Genomic DNA, 17,443 nt, shown 5'->3' on the forward strand with positions numbered 1-17,443 from the left:
ACATGCCCGCCGCGGGCCGGGGCGGATTCAACCGGGCAGCGCCGGCCTGATCCCATACAAGGCCAGCATCCCGAAGACATGCCCGATCGCGACGCCGGGCTCGCCGGACTCGATCCGCGCGACGGTCTGGACATGCACGCCCAGGCGTGCGCCCGCCGCGCCCTGACTCTCGCCGGCTGCCACGCGCGCGGCCTTCGCCGCGGCGCCCAGGGCCTTGATCGCCTGGAGGGCGTCCTCGTCGATGTCCACCGAGATGCGTTTGCCTTGTGCCATGGGGTGGCATTCTCGCCCGGCGGCGGGCGGCAATGCGGCGACACTGCCGCCCGGGCAATTGCAATGGAGGAAGGCCAGTGAGTCGAGATCAAAAGACCAGCGATCAGACGATCATTCCGCTCAGCAGGACCAAGCTGCTGCTCGTGATGGCGGGCTCGATGGTGTTCGTCGTCGGCGGCTGGTGGATGTTCCGCGCGCAGCCGGGATCGGCGCTGGAGGGCGGACCGCTCGGCCATCTGACGCTGGTCCATGCGATGGGCCTCATCGGCATCGCGTTCTTCGGCCTCGTCGCGGCCTTCGCCTTCAGGAAGCTCTTCGACCGGTCGCCCGGTCTGGTGCTGCGCGAGGACGGCATCGTCGACAACTCCAGCGGCGTCGCCGCGGGCCTGATTCCCTGGCGAGACATCGTCGGCTTCGACGTGCTGGTGATCCAGCAGTCGAGGATGCTGGTGATCCGCGTGGTGTCGCCCGAGGCGTACATCGAGCGCGGCAATCCGCTCAAGCGGTCCCTGAACCGGATGAACTTCAAGCTGTGCGGGAGCCCGCTCGCGATCGCTTCGACCACGTTGAAGATCAACTTCGACGAGCTGGTGCGGCTGTGCTCGGCGTACCACGCGAAGTACGGCGCCGCGCAGGGCCGGTGATCGCCACGATCCGGGCGACCGCCGACGGCGCGGCGTGTCAGCCGAAGCCGTGCGGGTCTGAGACCCTCGGCCAGTAGTCCAGCGACCTGGTCCGGTAGGGCGTGCTCGCGAAATCGCAGTTCATCGCGCCGGGCGTGGTGACGTAGAGCACCGCCTTCGCGATCGGCGCGAACTCCGCGTGGAAGTGCTGCGTCGACTTCACCACGATCAGCGCCTTGTTCTCCAGCGTCAGGCCCAGGCCGGTGAACGCGTCGGTGCCGTAGGTCTGCGTGCGGATCGAGCAGAGCACGATGTGCACGCCGTTCGCCGCCTCGACGCGCACGCAGGTGCCCAGCCGCTCGCGCGTGCCGAGCGCGGTCTGCGAGTGGTCCTCGACCACCGCGCGAACGACCACGCGCAGGTCCAGCGGATCGCCCGAGGCCGGGCCGCACTTGCCGCCGATGCGCAGGTCGAGCTCCGCACCCACGCCCGCGTCGCGGCAGATGTGCACCGCGCCCAGGTCCCACAAGGCCCCGACGATCACGTTGCCGATGCCGCGCTGGACGATGCGGCGGAGGATGAAGGTGCTGTCGCAAGGCGCGCCGCCGCCAGGGTTGTCGGCGATGTCGGCCAGTACGACAGGGCCTTCGCCCATCGCCAGCGCGCGGTCGAGCGCGCCGTCGACATCGATCAGTTCCGGCCCGATCTCGTCGCGCAGGTCCCAGAACTCGCGCCCCAACTGCTCGGCGAGTGAGCGCGCCAGCGCCGGGTCGTTGTCGATCACGACCCAGAGCTTCGCACCCGCTTCGGGCACGTCACCCCACGGGAAGCCGTGACCGAGTGAGACCGACAACACGCCCGGCTCTTGCTCCAGCGCCTGCATGCGCGCGACGAAGGACTGCATCGGCTCGCGCGTCGTGTGCCAGAGCCCGACCATCTTGCAGTCGAAGGTCGCCGTCACCGGGCGCACGCGGCCCGCCGCCGTGTCGTCGAGGATCCGGTAGAGCTCCCGCCCGCGCGGCTCCGCGTCGATGTGCGGGTACTCCTTGAAAGCCACGATCGCGTCCGCCGAGCGCTGCATCAACGCCGTGAGATGGCAATGCAGATCGAGCTCGATCCCGATCGCGACGTCCGGACCCACGACCGCGCGGATGTGCGCCGCGAGGTCGCCCTCGCAGTCGTCATAGCCCTCGGCGGCCATCGCGCCGTGCAGCAGCAGTTGCACCGCGTCGACCGGCATCGCCGCGCGCAGGTCGGCGAGGATCTCGTCGCGCAGCGCCTCGTAGACATGCCGCACCGTGCGACCCGAGGGCTGCGCGATTGCGCACAGGCTCTCGGCGACTTCATGCCCGTCCGCCTCGATCAGATCGCGCAGGAATCGCATGAAGGCGCCAGTGCCCTGAGGATCGCGCCGGCTCGCGTCACCGTGGAAGATCCCGTATTCCTCGAACCCCCCCAACCCCGTCGGCGCCGGGGCGAAGGTGTTGGTCTCGGTGGCGAGGTGCGCGATGAAGAACTTCATGGGACGTTCGATGCTCAGTAGTTGAGGTTGAGGCTCATCAACTGGCCGACGACGCCGATCCAGACGATGCCCACCAGCGCGAGCGCCACCAGCACGCCCCACATGCGCGTGAGACGCGTCGCATCGACGCGGAACAGCCGCCATGCCACCCATACGCCGACGATGGCCGCCGCGAGCGCGAACACGCCGCTCAGCTGCATCAGGCCGAAGAGCCAGTCGTTCCCACCGTTGTAGATCGCCAGGTCGGTGCTGAGCACCGGCATGATCAGGACGATCCAGGCGCTCAGGTAGACGACGTCGACGATGACCGCGATGCGCTGCCAGCGGCGCAGCCGGAGCAGCGCGGGCGACGCGCCGCTCGTGGCCCGATCCGCGCGGCGCAGCAGCGCGCCCAGCGGCCACGCGACCAGCGCGCTGACCAGCACCAGCAGCGACAACCCCAGGATGCTCAGCGTCAACGGCGCCGAGCGCAGGAAGGGCGCTTCCTGCAGCACGGAAACCGGGTTCTCGCTGTCGATGACGGTCTTCACGCCGTCGACGTCGGCCAGCGCGAGCTCCTGCGTGCCGCCCTGCTTGCGCCACAGCTGCGGCGCGACCTCGCGGAAGGTGGCCATCTCGCCGGTCGGACCGGAGGGCGCGACGATCGTGCCGTCGGGATTGGCGGCGATCACCGTCTGGTTCATCAGGTACAGCGCGCTGAGGAAGCCGTGCTCGACGCGACGCGAGGTCTGGTAGCGGCCCGCGATCAACTGCGCGTCCTTCGGCGCCGAGGCCAGCGCCGGCGCGTCGACGACCGGCTGGCCGGGGAAGTAGCGGTCGAGGAAACCTTCCATCAGGGCCTTGCGCGCGAGGTAGACCGCCGAGTCCTTTCCGCGGCTGTTGAAGGACACGAAGATGCCGACGCCTTCGTCCGGCAGCAGGCTCAGGTCGGAATGGAACACGATGGTGTCGCCGCCGTGGCCGAGCAGCGTGTGGCCGTTGCGGTACTCCCGGAAGAAGCCGTGCGCCATCACGTTGAAGCCGGGCCGTGCCTGTGCGGACGGACTGTGCATCAGCGCGGTGGTGGCGGGGCTCAACAGCTCGACGCCGTCGAGCCTGCCCTGCTGCAGGTGCGCGAGCATGAAGCGCGCCATGTCCGCCGCCGTCGCGCTGCCGCTGCCCGCGGGCGCGGTGACGACGAGCTCGAACGGGGAGGGCGCGGGATCGCTCGCCTGCCGGTAGCCCTTCGCGATGAAGGGCTCGAACTTCGCCGGCAGCGGCTGCGCGGTCGTCGAGTGCCGCATGCCGAGCGGCTGGAAGATGTGGCGGTCGACGTAGGCGTCGAAGGGCTCGCCGGACACCCGCTGCACGATGTAGCCCGCCAGCGCGACCCCGTAGTTCGAGTAACCCGGCGCCTGCCCCGGCGCGAACAGCATCGGCCGCGGGTGCTGCTTCAGGTAGTCCTCGTTGGACGGCGCGAGCTTCGGGTCGTAGGCGAGCAGGTCCTTCAGGCCTTCCTCGAAACCGGCCGTGTGGTTCATCAGATGCCGCAGCGTGATCGGCTTGCCGAAGGTCTGCGGGATCTTGAAGTCGAGGTAGTCGTTGACGTCGCGGTCGAGATCCAGCTTGCCGAGCTGGACCTGTTGCATCACCGCCGTCCAGGTGAACAGCTTGGACGTCGAGCCGGGCCGCACCATCGAGGTCTCGGCGCTCATCGGTACCTTGGCCTTGACGTCGGCATAGCCGTAGCCCTTCTGGAACAGGACCTTGCCGTCCTTCACCACGGACACCACGGCGCCGGCGATGTCGCCGGCCTCGAGCGAGTAGGCGACGCGGCCGTCCAGCCAGGCTTCGAGATCGGCGGCGGTCAGCGCGACGGCGGGGCGAGGCGCCGAAGCGGACGGCAGTGGCGGCTCCGGCGTGGCGGCGGTCTTCGGCAGGAGCGGCTTCTCCGGTGGGAGCGCCGCGGGCTGGCCGCTCGGTTGGGCGTGGGACAGCAAGGTCGCGGACATCGTCAGCGCCAGGGTCACCAGACCGGCGAGCCCGGCCTTCTTCATCGGATTCATCGAGCATCCTTCAAGCGACACAGGCGCGCCTTGTGGGCGCGCCCCGACTCCATCCCGGGAGCCTCGGGTTCAGAAGTTCTGGTTGAAGCTCATCAGGTGGTGGGCGCCGCCGATCACGATCAACGCGGCGAAGGCCAGCACCCAGACGACGGCCAGCGCCTTCGCCGCCTTGCTGCCGCCCTTGAAGGCGAGCCGTGCGTGCCACAGCGCCGCGAGCAGCCCGCCGATGAAGGCCAGCAGGGTCAGTCCTTGCGCGAGCGGCAGGACGACGCTCAGGTCGCCGTCGCCTTCAAGCCGCGTGAACACCAGCGTCCACAGCGCCACGGTGAGCAGCACGAGGACGCTGGCGACGCGCACCGCCAGCAACGGCCGACCCGGCGCCGCGATGCCGTGCTTGCGACGCAGCACCGCAGCCACCGGCCACAGCAGCGCCGTGAGCAGCATCGTCACCAGCGCGAGCCCGACCAGCAGCAGCGCCAGCCCGCTCGACAACGCCGGCACCGGCTCGAACACGAAGGCGAAGACGTAAGGCTCCAGACCCCAGCGCAACACGCGACCGTTCTCGACGATGGCCTGCAGGCGGCGCTTGCCGTGTTCCTCCTCCCACAGATGCGGCTTGACCTCGCGGAACACGCTGCGTGAGCCGGCCAGCTCCAGCGCGACGCGGCCGTCGTCCAGCGCCTGCACCTTCAGCGGGCTGAGCAGCGGCAGCAGCGAGAAGAAGGTCGAGTCCTCGCGCCGCGTGCTCTGGTACGAGCCGGCCAGTTGCTGCGCGTGCTGCCTGGCGGTGGCGTCGTCGACCTGCCGCGGCGTCGCCGGGCGCGCATCGGGCAGATAGCGGTCGGCGAAGGACTCCAGCAGCGTGTCCCGCAGCCACTTGCCCTGGCCGTCCTTGCCCGGCGAGTTGACCGAGATGTACAGCCCGATGCCGTCGTCGACGAACAGCAGCAGGTCGGTGTGGAAGAGGATGGTGTCGCCGCCGTGCCCGACGACGCGATGGCCGTTGATATCGTGCTGGTAGAAGCCCAGCCCGATGCCGAGCAGCTCCGGCATCGGCTTCGTCAACTGGCCGTGCATCTGCTTCACGGTTTCGGGCTTGAGGAGGCGCGACTCGCCGAGCTGGCCCTGCTGCAGGAAGGCCTGCATGAAGCGCCCCATGTCCGCGCCCGTCGCCGACAGGCTGCCGGCGGGCGCCAGGCTGACGATCTCGAAGCCCTTGCCGGGCTCGCCCTGCTTCTCGTAGCCCTGCGACATCAGCGGCGCGAGCGCTGGCGGCAGCGGCTGGCGGAAGCTCGCGTGCCGCATGCCCAGCGGTGCGAAGATCTTCTGCTCGACGTAGTCGTCGAAGGGCAGGCCGCTGACGCGCTGCACGATGTAGCCGGCCAGCGCCGTGGCGTAGTTCGAATAGCCCGGCCGCGCGCCCGGCTCGTAGAGCGCGGGCGGGATGTAGTCCTTGAGCACCTTCGCCAGGTCGGGCGACTTGCCCGAATAGGTGATGAGGTCGCGCGCCGTCTCCTCGAACCCGGTCGTGTGCGTGAGCACATGGCGCAGCGTCATTGCCTTGCCGTTGAACTGGGGGATCTTGAAGTCGAGGTACTGGTTGAGGTCGGCGTCCAGGTGGAGCTTGCCCTGCTCGACCAACTGCATCACCGCCGTCCACGTGAACAGCTTGGACACGGAGCCCGGGCGGAACAGCGTGCGATCCGCATCGACGGGCACGCGCCGTTCCCAGTCGGCGTAGCCGTAGCCCTTCTGGATCAGCGGCTGGCCGTCCTTCACGATGACGACGACGGCGCCCGGCACCTGCGCCATCTTCAGCGCGGCGGGCATCAGTCCGTCGAGCCAGGCCTGCGTGTCGGCCAGCGTCATCGGCTGGGCGGCTGCCTTCGCGCTGGCGGTCGGCGTCGCGGCGGAGGGCGCCGAAGCCGGTGCTGTCGCAGTGATCGGCGAGATCGGCGCGGACTTTGGCGTGGTGGTCGGCGTCTGCGCGGAGGCGTTCGGCGCGGCGGCGCCGAACGCGGCCAGCATCAGCGCGACGAGGCGCAAGGTCAGTGGCTTCATGGGTCGGCGTTCAGAAGTTGTAGGTGACCGTGGCGCCGATCGTGCGCGGCTGCGCCGGCGTCGCGCGCAGCGGGCCGCCGAAGGCGGTGAGGGCGGTGTCGGCGCCGAGGATCGCGCGCTTGTCGGTCAGATTGCGGACGAAGGCGGACAGCTGCCAGGCGCCGAAGTCCATGCCCCACTGCGCGTCGACCAGCGTGTAGGCCGGCATCACGAAGTTGGGGATGGAGGTGGTGTCGCTGTCGTAGCCTGCGTTGCGCTTGCCGACGTGCCGCACCTGCAGGCTGGCGTAGGACGGCTTGCCGGCCAGCGCGAAGGCGTAGCGCGCGCCCAGGGACACGGACAGCCGGGCCGAGTTCGGCAGCTTCGCGCCGGAGGGGCCGAGGGCCGGCGCGTCTTCCTTCAGCTTGCCGTCGGTCCAGGCCAGGCTGCCCTCCAGCCGCCAGTCGTCGTTGATCGCATAACGCGACGCCAGTTCCAGCCCCTTGACCTCGGCCTTGCCGGCGTTGCCCATCACCGTCGTCGCGCCGAAGGCGAGCGGCTGCTGCAGCTTGCTCCAGCGGATGTCGAAGAGCGCGACCTCCAGCGACAGGCGCCGGTCCAGCAGGTCGGCCTTGTAGCCGGCCTCGTAGCTCCAGAGCGTGTCGGCCTCGAAGGACGTCGGCGCGCCGGGGATGACCTGGCCGTTCTCGTCGATGGCCTGCGGGTTGGGACCGCCCGGGCGGTAGCCGCTGGCGGCGCGGACGTACACGCTGCTCTGCTTGTCGAGCGAATAACGACCCGTCACCAGGTAGGTGTTCGACCGGTCCTTGGATGTGGCCGGCGTCGGGAAGTCCGGGACGTCGTTGGTGAGCGTCTCGTACGCCTGCTTGTTGCGCGCCACGCGGGCCCCCAGCGTGAAGGAGAGCGCCGAGCTCGGATTCCAGGTCACGTCGCCGTAGACGGCGTTCTCCTCGTAGCTCGCGGGCTGGCCCACGCGCACGAGCTCCATGTCCGCGTCGGCGCCGGTGGGCCGGCCCCACAGGCGCTGGTGGTAGTTGTTGCGTTCCTTGTTGTGATACAGGCCGATCAGCCATTCGACGGTGCCCCGCGCCGACGTCAGGCGCAGCTCCTGCGTTTCCTTGCGCAGCTTCGTGCGGTTGTCCAGCTGCACGAAGTCGAAGGCACCGCCGCCGAGGATCTCGGTGGCGTCCAGCAGCGTGTCGCCGTTGAAGCGCTGGCTCGACACGATGGCGTTCAGGCGCGCCCAGCCGAAGTCGTAGTCGACGTCGGCGGAGAGCAGCCGCGTGCGGATGCTGTAGGGCTCGGAGATCGACAGGTCATGGGTCAGGTCGCCGTGGATCGGCTGACCCGTCCCGACGTCGTACTGGACCACGCCGGTGCCGTCGCGCTCGATCTTCTGGTCGACCGCGGAGAGGCGGACCTTCATCGTCGACATCGGCTCCAGCAGCAGCGAGACCCGTCCGCCGCGCGTGTCGCCGTCGTTGACGTGCTTGCCTGGCGCCAGGCCGGAGGCCTTGATGTAGCCGCCGTCATGGTCGTTGAAGGCGGCCACGCGCAGGGCGGCGACGCCGGCGCTCAGCGGCACGTTCACCACCGCGTTCTCCGTGTGTCCGAGCGCGCCGCCCTTGATGCCGCGCACGCCCAGGCCGACCTTGCCGGAGAACTCCAGGGTGTCGGGTTCGTTGGTGACGTACTTGAGCAGGCCGCCCATCGCGCCCGCGCCGTAGAGCGTGCCCTGCGGGCCGCGCAGCAGCTCGATGTGATGCAGGTCCAGCAGCGACATGTCGAGCGCAGCCACCGCCGCGCCGCCGAAGGCGGTGCTGGAGCCGTAGGCCACCTCGTCGACATAGGTGCCGACCGTCGCCGTGCCGGCGCTGCCCACGTTGATGCCGCGGATGCTGACCTGGCCGCGTCCGGGGCCGCCGTCGCTGCTCACGTCCACGCCGGGCAGGTTGCCCACGTAGTCGACCAGGGAGCCGGCGCCGGAACGCTCCAGGCCCTCGGTGCTGATCGTCTCGACGCGCAGCGGCACGTCGCGCAGCGGCTCGCGGCGGCGCGTCGCGGTGACGGTCACGACTTCCAGCTTCTCCGCCTTGACCGCGGCGCGGTCGCCTTGCTTCTCCGTGGGCACCGCGGACGAGGCCGGCGAGGCGGGCGCCGCCGGTGCGGCGGCCTGGCTCCAGGCGGGCAACGCGTGCATCGCCGCCAGGCAGGGCAGCAGCAGCGGCGCTACGGCGAAGCGTCGCGCGGCGGACGCTCGGCGGCCGGAGCGGGGAGAGCGGGGGGAGGCGTTCATTCGGTGGACTCCTGGCGAGGCGGGCGAAGTTGAGCCACAAGTTTCCATTTTGGAAAAAGCTTTCGCATTGGTGGAAACCTTAGCTGCTATCGCGCGAAGCTTCAACTCAGGGTGATCGCGGTGGTCCGCCGGGGAGGCCTTGCTAAGATCGCCGCACTGTTTGCTTCTCCCGACCATGGCCATCGACTCGAACCTTCCTGGTGACCACATCCGCAGCGTGCGCCGACGGCTGGGCCTGACGCTCAGCGACGTGAGCGGGCGGACCGGCCTGGCGGTGTCGACGCTTTCCAAACTGGAAAAGGGCAATGTCTCGCTGTCCTACGACAAGCTGATGCTGCTCAGCAAGGGGCTGGGCGTGGACATGGCCGAGCTGCTGGCCGACGTGCCGGGCACGCGCGCCGCGCCGGGCGGCGGCGGGCGCCGCATCGTCGAGCGCGCGGGGGAAGGGCAGCAGGTGGTGACCGAGAGCTACCAGCAGCTCTACCTGGCGACGGAGCTGCTCAACAAGCGCGTCACGCCCTTGATCGCCGAAGTCCGCGCCCGCACGCTGGACGAGTTCAAGGCGGAGTTCGGCGACCTCATCCGCCATCCGGGCGAGGAGTTCGCATACGTGCTCGAGGGCGAGATCGCCTTCCACTGCGAGCTGTATGCGCCCGTGGTGCTGAAGGCGGGTGACTCGATCTACTTCGACAGCGAGATGGGGCACGCCTACCTGAAGGCGTCCGACGAACGCTGCCGCGTGCTGGCGACCTGCGCGCCGCGCAGCAGCGGCACGCCGGACGGCTTCAGCCAGCATTTCATCGATGTCTCGCGGCGACTGCAGGAGCCGGCGCCGGCGCCAGCGCCCTCGGGCAAGGGTGCGAAGGCGGGCGGCAAGGCGCGTTCGTCAAAGCGTTGAGGCGGGAGCTTCCAGCTTCCTGAGCATCGGCGTCAGCGCCAACAGCGCGACAGCCGACATGGCAGCAAGCGCCGCGAGCAGCACGAAGAAGCCTGCGGGGCCGAGCCACTCCCACGCGCGTCCCACGACGCCCGACAGCAGGTTGCCCGCGAAGGCCGCGAGGAACCACGCGGCGATGACCGTCGCGCCCATGCCCGACGGCGCGAGCCGAGCGAACAGTCCCAGGCCGACGGGCAGGATGTAGAGCTCGCCGATCGTGTAGACCGCGAAGAACACCAGCAGCCACAGGCCGCTCACCGGCTTGCCATCGGACATCGAGGCCATCGCCGCCAGCAGCAGGTAGGCCGCGGCGACGCCGGCCGCACCGATCGCCATCTTCCGGACCGGCGCCGGTTCACGGCCCTGCACGGCGGCGCGACGCCATGCGCGGATCAGCAGCGGCGTGAACAGGAAGACGAACAGCGGGTTGAGCGACTGCACCCAGGTCACCGGGATCGCGAAACCGAAGACGTGCAGATCGACGCTCGTGTCCGCCCACAGCGCCAGCGTGTTGCCGCTGTGCGCGTAGGCGCTGCGGAACACCATCACCGACAAGGCCACGAGCAGCAGCGGCATGACGATCGCCGCGCCGCCGAGCTTGCGACGCGCGTTCCCGCCCGCAGATCCCGCCGCGCCCATGGAGCCGGTCGAACCCGCGGCCCCCGCCGCATCGGGGCTCGCGGCGTTGGCGGCGCGGGCCGACGTGTCGCGCGGCCGGTCCTGCGGCAGATGCCGCCCGCCGAGCAGATAGATCGCCAGGCCCACGCACATGCCCACGCCCGCGGCGCCGAAGCCCCAATGCCAGCCGTAGACCTCGCCCAGCGTGCCGCAGGCCAGTGGTGCGAGCAGGCCGCCGAGGTTCACGCCGACGTAGTAGACGTTGTAGGCGCCGCCGCGGCGCGGATCGTCCTCGGCGTAGAGGTCGCCGACCTGGCTCGGCAGGTTGGGCAGGAAGAGGCCGTTGCCCAGCGCGATCAGCACGAGGCTCGGGTAGAACAGCGCCTCCCAGCTCAGCGCGAAGTGCCCGACCGCCATCAGGCTGCCGCCGATCACGATCGCGAGGCGCCTTCCCAGCCATCGGTCGGCGAGGTAGCCGCCGGCGATCGGCGTGAGGAACACGCCGCCCGTGTACAGCCCGTAGATCAGCGAAGCGTCCGCCTGCGAGAAGTGCAGCTGCTTGGTCATGTAATAGACCAGCAGCGCGCTCATTCCGTAGAAGGAGAAGCGCTCCCACATCTCGGTCAGGAACAGCACGGTGAGCCCGCGCGGCTGGCCGAACCAGGTCGCGCGCAGGGGCGTCGCGGCGTCGGGGGCAGGGCTGGGGGTGGTCATGGTGGCGCTCATCGTCGCGGTGCCTCCGGAAGGATTTCTGCGGGTCTTCCCGTGACAAACAAGGTTGTGCATCGAGTTGTCTGGATGGTAGAGTTATTTTCCATTTTGGAAAGTAGCTAAAAACCATGAGTGAGACGACCGCCCGCAGCGTGGATTGCCTGGTGATCGGGGCCGGCATCGCCGGGGCGTCGGTCGCGGCGAACCTGGCGCCGCACATGACGGTGGCCGTGCTCGAAGCGGAAGCGCATGCCGGGTATCACACGACCGGCCGGTCCGCGGCGCTGTATTCGGCGCTCTACGGCAACGCGCCGGTCCGGGCGCTGACGCGGGCGAGCCGCCCGTTCTTCGATCAACCGACGGCGGGCTTCGCCGAGGTGCCGCTGCTGCGGGCGCGTGACACGCTTTATCTGATCGGCGCCGGGCAGCAGGCCATCGCCGACCGGTTCGCCGCGGATGAGGACGTGCGCGCGCAGATGCGCCGCCTGGATGCGGACGAGGTGATCAGGCGCCTGGCCATCCTTCAGCGCGATCGGATCGAGGGCGCGTTGCTCGACGACACGTCGGCGGACATCGATGTCGACGCGCTGCATCAAGGCTACCTTCGCCAGGCCCGGGCCGGTGGCGTGCGGCTGCACCTCGGCTCGCCGCTGCGCGAGCTGGTGCGGGAGAAGAAGGGCTGGCTCGCCCGCACCGACAGCTTCAGCGTGCGCGCGCCGCTGGTGATCAACGCGGCCGGCGCCTGGGCGGACACGGTGGCCCAACTGGCCGGCGTCGCGCCCTTGTCCCTGCAGCCGCTGCGGCGGACCGCCGCGCTGATCGACGTGCCGGCGGGCGTTGCCGCCGCCGAGGCGGCCGACTGGCCGGCGGTCATCGCCATCGACGAGAGCCACTACTTCAAGCCGGATGCCGGCCTGCTGCTGATCTCCCCGGCGGACGAGACGCCGAGCCCGCCCTGCGACGCGCAGCCCGAGGAGCTGGACGTGGCCATCGCGGTGGACCGCTTCGAGACGCTCAGCGGGCAACGCGTCGCGCGGGTGCGCCATCGTTGGGCCGGGCTGCGCGTGTTCAGTCCCGACCGCACGCCGGTGGTGGGGTTCGATCCGACGGCGCCGGGCTTCTTCTGGTGCGCGGGGCAGGGCGGCTACGGCATCCAGACCGCGCCGGCGCTGAGCCGCGCGGCGGCGGCGCTCGCGCTCGGCCAGGACCTGCCCGAAGACATCGCTCTTGCCGGCGTGCACGCCCGGGATCTTTCTCCTCATCGTTTCCGCAATACCTGACCCTCCACGCTCTGTTCCCGATGTCATGACCCGTCTTCAACTGTCCAGCCATGTCGAGCAGCTCGTGCTGCGCGAGCCCTTCGTCATCTCCGGCTACCGCTTCACCGAGATGCCCGCGATGCGCGTCGTCTTGCGGGATGGCCCGTACGAAGGGCGCGGCGAAGCGGCCGGCGTCTACTACCTGGACGACCGTCCAGCGGACATGCCGGCGCAGCTGGAGGCCGTGCGTGAGGCCATCGAGGGCGGCATCGGTCGGCAGGCGCTGCGGCGCCTGCTGCCGCCGGGCGGTGCGCGCAACGCGGTCGACTGCGCGCTGTGGGAACTCGAAGCCCGGCGCGCCGGCCGGGCCGTCTGGCAGATGGCGGGGCTCGGCGAGCCGCGACCGCTGACCACGACGATCACCTTGGGCGCCGGCGAGCCGGGCGCGATGGCGAAGGCCGCGCTGGCGCTGCGCGACATGCGGGCGCTCAAGCTCAAGCTCACCGGCGACACCGACGCGGACATCGCGCGAGTGCGGGCGGTGCGCGGCGCGCGGCCCGACGTGTGGCTGAGCGTCGACGCCAATCAGGGCTTCACGCCGACCACGATCGAGCCGCTGCTGCCGGTGCTGGTCGCGTGCGACGTGAGCCTCGTCGAGCAGCCGTTCGCGCGCGGCCGCGAGGCCGACATGGCGCTCGTCGATTTCCCGATGCCGACGGCGGCGGACGAAAGCTGCCTGAACCTCGACGAACTCGAGTCGCTGCCGGGTCACTTCGACGTGCTCAACATCAAGCTCGACAAATGCGGCGGCTTGACCGAAGGGCTGCTGATGGCGCACCGCGCGCGGGTGCTCAAGCTCGGCGTGATGGTCGGCAACATGGGCGGCACCAGCCTGGCGATGGCGCCGGCGATGCTGGTCGGCCAGCTGTGCGACATCGTCGACCTCGACGGGCCGACGATCCTGCTGCAGGACGTCGTGCCCGGCGTGCGGTACGGAGCAGGGACGGTGGACTGCCCGGTGACGGTGTGGGGGTAGGACGACTGCAGCTGTGACGCAGCGCTGCTCTAGCTCGCCGCGGAGACCCGCGTGAACCGCATCACCCAGTTCGTCTCCCAAGTGCTCCCGCCGTCGGCGGAGAACGCCTGCTCCCAGCGGGGCTCCTCCGGGTTGCGCTTGTCCCAGGTGAAGCGGACCTTGATGTCTCGGCCGTCCAGCACGTCGTCGGCGAAGAAGAGGCCGACCGGGCCGTCGAAGCGGCCCTTGACCGGCACGTCCAGCGCATGCGGCGCGCGGCTGTCCAGCCACCAGATCGCCCATTGCCCGCTCGTGGTATCGAAGGACCGGAGCGCCACCGCGCGATAGCTGCCCTCCGGGAGATCCAGCTCGTTGTCCTCGAGGTTGCCGAGACCGCCCAGGATGGGCCGTGTCGTGCAGCGACCCTCGAAGGAGGTCCATTCGTCGCAAGCGCTCAAACGTCGATTCAATCGGCGGTGCTGGACTGTCCAGGCGCCGAATTCGAAATTGAAATCATCGGCGCCTGTGGAAGGGGGCGTGTGCATGGCGGGCCTCGGGTCGGGTGGTCGACCGGCCCAGTTTCCGCGCGAGGCCGTCCAGTTCTGGCAGCAGACCCGGACGCCCGTTTCAGGCCCGTCTTATGCCGTCTCATGCCCGTCTCAGGGCCTGTGCGCGATGGCGAAGTCGAGCGCGGCTCGCACCGCCGTCACCTGCGCTTCGACGCATTCCTCCGGGTTGGTGCGCGGACTGTCCGGATAGACCTCGGTGGTCGTCGTGAACGGTGCTCGCGTCACGCATGCGCACAGCCCCGAGTTGCGGACGGGGAACTCGATGACGCCGCGTGCGCTCAAGGGCGCGCCGATGATGTGGCCGTCCGCATCGGGCGGCGCGATGTGGGTGACCCGCTCCACCGCCTCGATGATCGCCTGCTGGAAATCGAGCCGGGTCGTCTCACTGTCGCCGACCAGATAGAAGCCGTCGGGTACTTCCTCGGCCTCGAGCGGCTTGCCATCGCGGGCCGCGAGCGCCAGGCGGAACTCGGTGATGTCGGTGTCCGTCGTTTCGTGCAGGTCGATGTGCATCAGGAACTGGCCGGCGTACGGCGCCAGCAGCTCGATCAGCGCCGACGACTCCGCCGCCTCGCGTCGCGCGCCGAAGTTCCGGTTGGGATCGACCGCGTGATAGTTCCAGCGGCAGATGCGCTCATAGGCCCACGGGCTCACGCAAGGCGCGACGAGGACGTTCACGCGATCGCCGAAGGCTTCGGCGTGTTCCTCGGCGAAGCGCAGCGCACCGAGCACGCCGCTGGTCTCGTAGCCGTGGACACCGCCGGTGACCAGCGCCACCGGGCGCGACGGATCCCACGAGCGGCTCTTCAACGCGAGCAGCGGGTAGGTGTCGGCGCCATACGCCAGTTGCCCGTAGCGGACGATCTCGAAGCGGTCGGCCAGGGCCTCGACGCGCGTGACGACGTCGTCCTGATAACGCCGGAAGGCCACCTGGCGTTCGCGCCAGGCGGTGCGTTCGGCGTCGCCCCACGGGACGCCGGGAGTGCCGATGGGGTAGAAACGCGCTGAGGTCATGAATGCTCCGTAACCGGGGAGGGCCATCAAGAGGTCGAGTGTCTCCCATTCGCGAGGCTCGACTATCCTGCGGCGGCATTTCGAATGGACGGCGGATGCCACCGCCGTGCGGCGTCATGTGCCGCGATGCATCGCTGTCACGCGGCATTCACTTGACCTCAAACCAGGAGCTGCAGGCATGAAGTACACCAAGCTGGGCAACACGGGACTGGATGTCTCGCGGCTGTGCCTGGGATGCATGACCTTCGGGGCCGCCGACGTCGGCAACCACCGCTGGACCTTGGACCTCGACGCCTCCCGCCCGATCTTCCGCAAGGCGGTCGACAGCGGCATCACCTTCTTCGACACCGCCAACAGCTACTCCGGCGGCACCTCCGAGCAGATGGTGGGCGTGCTGCTCAAGGAGATGACGCGCCGCGAGGAGGTCGTGCTCGCGACCAAGATGTACTTCCCGTACGAGACGCCTGAAGGCGTCAGGCATCGCCGGGGCCTGTCGCGCAAGCAGGTGCTCGCCGAGATCGATGCGAGCCTGGCGCGACTGGGCACCGATTACGTCGACCTGCTGCAGATCCACCGCTGGGATCACGACACGCCGATCGAGGAAACGATGTGCGCGCTGCATGACGTGGTGCGCTCGGGTCGGGCCCGTTACCTCGGCGCGTCCTCGATGTACGCGTGGCAGTTCGCGAAGGCGCAGGAGGTGGCGCGCCGCAACGGCTGGACGCCGTTCGTGAGCATGCAGAACCACGTCAACCTGCTGTACCGCGAAGAGGAGCGGGAAATGATCCCGCTGTGCGCGGACCAGGGCGTGGGACTGATCCCGTGGAGTCCGATGGCACGCGGCCGTCTCACCCGGCCCGCGGACGAGGCCACGCCGCGGCTGCAGACGGACGACGTCGGCAAGCGGCTCTACGACAGGTCGGGCGAGCAGGACCGCCCCGTCATCCAGGCCGTGCAGGACCTTGCGGCCAAGCGCGGCGCGAAGATGGCGCAGGTCGCGCTGGCCTGGGTGCTGGCGAAGCCGCAGGTGACGGCGCCGATCATCGGCGCCTCGAAGATCGGGCAACTGGAGGACGCGGTGGGGGCGCTCGATGTCGCGCTCGATGCCGAGGAGATCGCCGCGCTGGAGGCCCCCTACGTACCGCACGCGATCAGCGGACACGAGTAAATCCGGGCCGCGCGACCGGCGGCGTTGCGCTACCCTGGGCGCTCGGGCCCGGCGTCATCCATCCGGTGGTGGCGAGGCGGATCCCGCGAGGAATACAGGGATGGATGCCGCACATCAGGCGCACGGGAGGCGCACGATCCTGCTCGTCGATGACGAGGCCGCGCACCGCTATGCACTGCGGCGCCGGCTGGAACTCGCAGGCTTCGCGGTCGTCGAGGCGCCGGATGGCGCGCAGGCGCTGCGGCAGGCCGTCGATGGCGACGGTGCCGGGGTCGACGCGGTCATCCTCGACGTCATGCTGCCCGACATCAGCGGCTTCGAGGTCTGCCGGCAGCTGCGCGCGTCGACGTCGACCGCGTCGGTGCCGATCATTCATGTCTCCGGCATCCACGTCGCGGACCGGGACCTGATCCATGGGCTTGAAAGCGGCGCGGACGCCTATCTCACGCGCCCCGTCGACGAGGACGTGCTGATCGCCAACCTGCATGCGCTGCTGCGGCGGCGCGAGGTGCTGCGGTCGCTCTCCGACGAGCTCGACCAGAAACGGCTCGACGAGGAACGCGCGCGGGATCTGTTCCTCGCCATCCTCGGACACGATCTGCGCAATCCGCTGGACGCGATCTCGATGAGCAGCCAGCTGCTGGCGAAGGCGCCGCTGTCCGCCGAGCTGACGCAGAAGATGGCGTCCCGCATCACGGCGGCGTCGCAGCGCATGACGCACATGCTCGACGACATTCAGGATTACGCCCGGAGCCGGCTCGGCGCCGACCTGATCCTCCGGCGTACGCCGCAGCGCCTGGGCGCGTTGGCGTCCGCGGCGATCGACGAGGCGCGGGGCGCCAATCCGGGCCTCGTCGTCGAGCTGGTGCAGGAGTCGCCGGACGACGGCTGGTGGGATGGCGAGCGCTTGTCGCGTGTCATCGCCAACCTGTTGCGCAACGCCGTGGAGCATGGGGCCGTCGGCCGGCCGATCGTCGTGAGGACGAGTGGTCGTGCCGACCTCCGCGTACTGTCGGTGCGCAACGAAGGCCAGCCGATTCCGGAGGACGTGCGGGAACGGCTCTTCGAACCGATGGTCCATCGGGCCACGGACGCACCGGCGGCCAGCAACATGGGCCTGGGGCTTTTCGTGTGCCGCACGATCGTCGAGGCCCACGGCGGACGCATCGGCGTCCAGACCGGCGACGCGGGCACCGAGTTCCGGATCGAGTTGCCCGCCGGGCCGGCTGGCGCCGCCGACTGCGCGGAAGGCGTCTGAGCTACTATCGGCCCATAGACCGTGAGGTTGTCATCCCGAAGTCCTTGCCCCGTTCGAGCGTGTCGGATGCGCCG

At 69.7% G+C, this 17,443-nt stretch carries 14 protein-coding genes; 6 read left to right on the plus strand and 8 right to left on the minus strand.

The window, feature by feature from the left end:
- Positions 1-27: 27 nt before the first annotated feature.
- A complete protein-coding gene (locus AC07PR_RS12855; protein WP_377152440.1) occupies positions 28-273 on the minus strand; it encodes a helix-turn-helix domain-containing protein in 246 nt (81 codons plus the stop codon).
- Between the two features lie 77 nt (positions 274-350).
- On the opposite strand from AC07PR_RS12855, the gene AC07PR_RS12860 reads away from it, so the two are divergent.
- Complete coding sequence (locus AC07PR_RS12860; protein WP_495135529.1) at positions 351-917, plus strand: STM3941 family protein; 567 nt, start codon at positions 351-353, stop codon at positions 915-917.
- Between the two features lie 37 nt (positions 918-954).
- Here AC07PR_RS12860 and AC07PR_RS12865 read toward each other — a convergent pair whose 3' ends face one another.
- The 4 genes from AC07PR_RS12865 to AC07PR_RS12880 form a co-directional block, all read right to left on the minus strand.
- Positions 955-2,418 carry a M81 family metallopeptidase gene (locus tag AC07PR_RS12865; protein WP_495135530.1) on the minus strand — a complete coding sequence of 488 codons (1,464 nt, stop codon included), beginning with the start codon at positions 2,416-2,418 and terminating at the stop codon, positions 955-957.
- Positions 2,419-2,432: 14 nt separating this feature from the next.
- Entirely contained in the window at positions 2,433-4,463 is a 2,031-nt protein-coding gene (locus AC07PR_RS12870; protein ID WP_495135531.1) for a serine hydrolase, read from the minus strand.
- A gap of 69 nt (positions 4,464-4,532) precedes the next feature.
- Positions 4,533-6,524, minus strand: coding sequence for a serine hydrolase domain-containing protein (locus AC07PR_RS12875; protein WP_495135532.1), 1,992 nt, complete (start codon positions 6,522-6,524; stop codon positions 4,533-4,535).
- 10 nt (positions 6,525-6,534) lie between these two features.
- On the minus strand, positions 6,535-8,820 hold the full coding sequence (locus AC07PR_RS12880) for a TonB-dependent receptor (protein WP_495135533.1): 2,286 nt from the start codon (positions 8,818-8,820) through the stop codon (positions 6,535-6,537).
- A 175-nt stretch (positions 8,821-8,995) separates the two neighbouring features.
- On the opposite strand from AC07PR_RS12880, the gene AC07PR_RS12885 reads away from it, so the two are divergent.
- On the plus strand, positions 8,996-9,718 hold the full coding sequence (locus AC07PR_RS12885) for a helix-turn-helix domain-containing protein (RefSeq protein ID WP_483107350.1): 723 nt from the start codon (positions 8,996-8,998) through the stop codon (positions 9,716-9,718).
- Here AC07PR_RS12885 and AC07PR_RS12890 read toward each other — a convergent pair.
- A complete protein-coding gene (locus AC07PR_RS12890; protein ID WP_495135534.1) occupies positions 9,707-11,089 on the minus strand; it encodes a peptide MFS transporter in 1,383 nt (460 codons plus the stop codon). The genes AC07PR_RS12885 and AC07PR_RS12890 overlap by 12 nt on opposite strands.
- 125 nt (positions 11,090-11,214) lie before the next feature.
- Here AC07PR_RS12890 and AC07PR_RS12895 point away from each other — a divergent pair, with 125 nt between their 5' ends.
- Together AC07PR_RS12895 and AC07PR_RS12900 are read left to right on the plus strand one after the other, a co-directional pair.
- Entirely contained in the window at positions 11,215-12,366 is a 1,152-nt protein-coding gene (locus AC07PR_RS12895; RefSeq protein WP_495135535.1) for an NAD(P)/FAD-dependent oxidoreductase, read from the plus strand.
- Positions 12,367-12,391: 25 nt separating this feature from the next.
- Complete coding sequence (locus AC07PR_RS12900; protein ID WP_495135536.1) at positions 12,392-13,381, plus strand: dipeptide epimerase; 990 nt, start codon at positions 12,392-12,394, stop codon at positions 13,379-13,381.
- 29 nt (positions 13,382-13,410) lie between these two features.
- Here AC07PR_RS12900 and AC07PR_RS12905 read toward each other — a convergent pair whose 3' ends face one another.
- Together AC07PR_RS12905 and AC07PR_RS12910 are read right to left on the minus strand one after the other, a co-directional pair.
- Positions 13,411-13,830, minus strand: coding sequence for a DUF1579 domain-containing protein (locus tag AC07PR_RS12905; RefSeq protein WP_495135537.1), 420 nt, complete (start codon positions 13,828-13,830; stop codon positions 13,411-13,413).
- Between the two features lie 189 nt (positions 13,831-14,019).
- Positions 14,020-14,943, minus strand: coding sequence for a M14 family metallopeptidase (locus tag AC07PR_RS12910; RefSeq protein WP_495135538.1), 924 nt, complete (start codon positions 14,941-14,943; stop codon positions 14,020-14,022).
- A 178-nt stretch (positions 14,944-15,121) separates the two neighbouring features.
- Between AC07PR_RS12910 and AC07PR_RS12915 the strand changes: the two genes are divergently transcribed.
- Together AC07PR_RS12915 and AC07PR_RS12920 are read left to right on the plus strand one after the other, a co-directional pair.
- Positions 15,122-16,111 carry an aldo/keto reductase gene (locus AC07PR_RS12915; protein ID WP_495135539.1) on the plus strand — a complete coding sequence of 330 codons (990 nt, stop codon included), beginning with the start codon at positions 15,122-15,124 and terminating at the stop codon, positions 16,109-16,111.
- 100 nt (positions 16,112-16,211) lie between these two features.
- The gene (locus tag AC07PR_RS12920) at positions 16,212-17,369 is read left to right on the plus strand and encodes a hybrid sensor histidine kinase/response regulator (RefSeq protein ID WP_495135540.1); all 1,158 of its coding nucleotides are present in this window, start codon (positions 16,212-16,214) and stop codon (positions 17,367-17,369) included.
- The last annotated feature ends 74 nt before the right edge of the window (positions 17,370-17,443 follow it).

The organism is Roseateles sp. GW821-FHT09H11 (assembly GCF_059415845.1).

What these genes read in the sequence shown, in the direction of transcription:
- AC07PR_RS12855 (WP_377152440.1), bottom strand. Translation starts at nt 273, where the DNA reads ATGGCACAAGGCAAACGCATCTCGGTGGACATCGACGAGGACGCCCTC.
- AC07PR_RS12865 (WP_495135530.1), bottom strand. Translation starts at nt 2,418, where the DNA reads ATGAAGTTCTTCATCGCGCACCTCGCCACCGAGACCAACACCTTCGCC.
- AC07PR_RS12870 (WP_495135531.1), bottom strand. Translation starts at nt 4,463, where the DNA reads ATGAATCCGATGAAGAAGGCCGGGCTCGCCGGTCTGGTGACCCTGGCG.
- AC07PR_RS12875 (WP_495135532.1), bottom strand. Translation starts at nt 6,524, where the DNA reads ATGAAGCCACTGACCTTGCGCCTCGTCGCGCTGATGCTGGCCGCGTTC.
- AC07PR_RS12880 (WP_495135533.1), bottom strand. Translation starts at nt 8,820, where the DNA reads ATGAACGCCTCCCCCCGCTCTCCCCGCTCCGGCCGCCGAGCGTCCGCC.
- AC07PR_RS12885 (WP_483107350.1), top strand. Translation starts at nt 8,996, where the DNA reads ATGGCCATCGACTCGAACCTTCCTGGTGACCACATCCGCAGCGTGCGC.
- AC07PR_RS12890 (WP_495135534.1), bottom strand. Translation starts at nt 11,089, where the DNA reads ATGACCACCCCCAGCCCTGCCCCCGACGCCGCGACGCCCCTGCGCGCG.
- AC07PR_RS12895 (WP_495135535.1), top strand. Translation starts at nt 11,215, where the DNA reads ATGAGTGAGACGACCGCCCGCAGCGTGGATTGCCTGGTGATCGGGGCC.
- AC07PR_RS12900 (WP_495135536.1), top strand. Translation starts at nt 12,392, where the DNA reads ATGACCCGTCTTCAACTGTCCAGCCATGTCGAGCAGCTCGTGCTGCGC.
- AC07PR_RS12910 (WP_495135538.1), bottom strand. Translation starts at nt 14,943, where the DNA reads ATGACCTCAGCGCGTTTCTACCCCATCGGCACTCCCGGCGTCCCGTGG.
- AC07PR_RS12915 (WP_495135539.1), top strand. Translation starts at nt 15,122, where the DNA reads ATGAAGTACACCAAGCTGGGCAACACGGGACTGGATGTCTCGCGGCTG.
- AC07PR_RS12920 (WP_495135540.1), top strand. Translation starts at nt 16,212, where the DNA reads ATGGATGCCGCACATCAGGCGCACGGGAGGCGCACGATCCTGCTCGTC.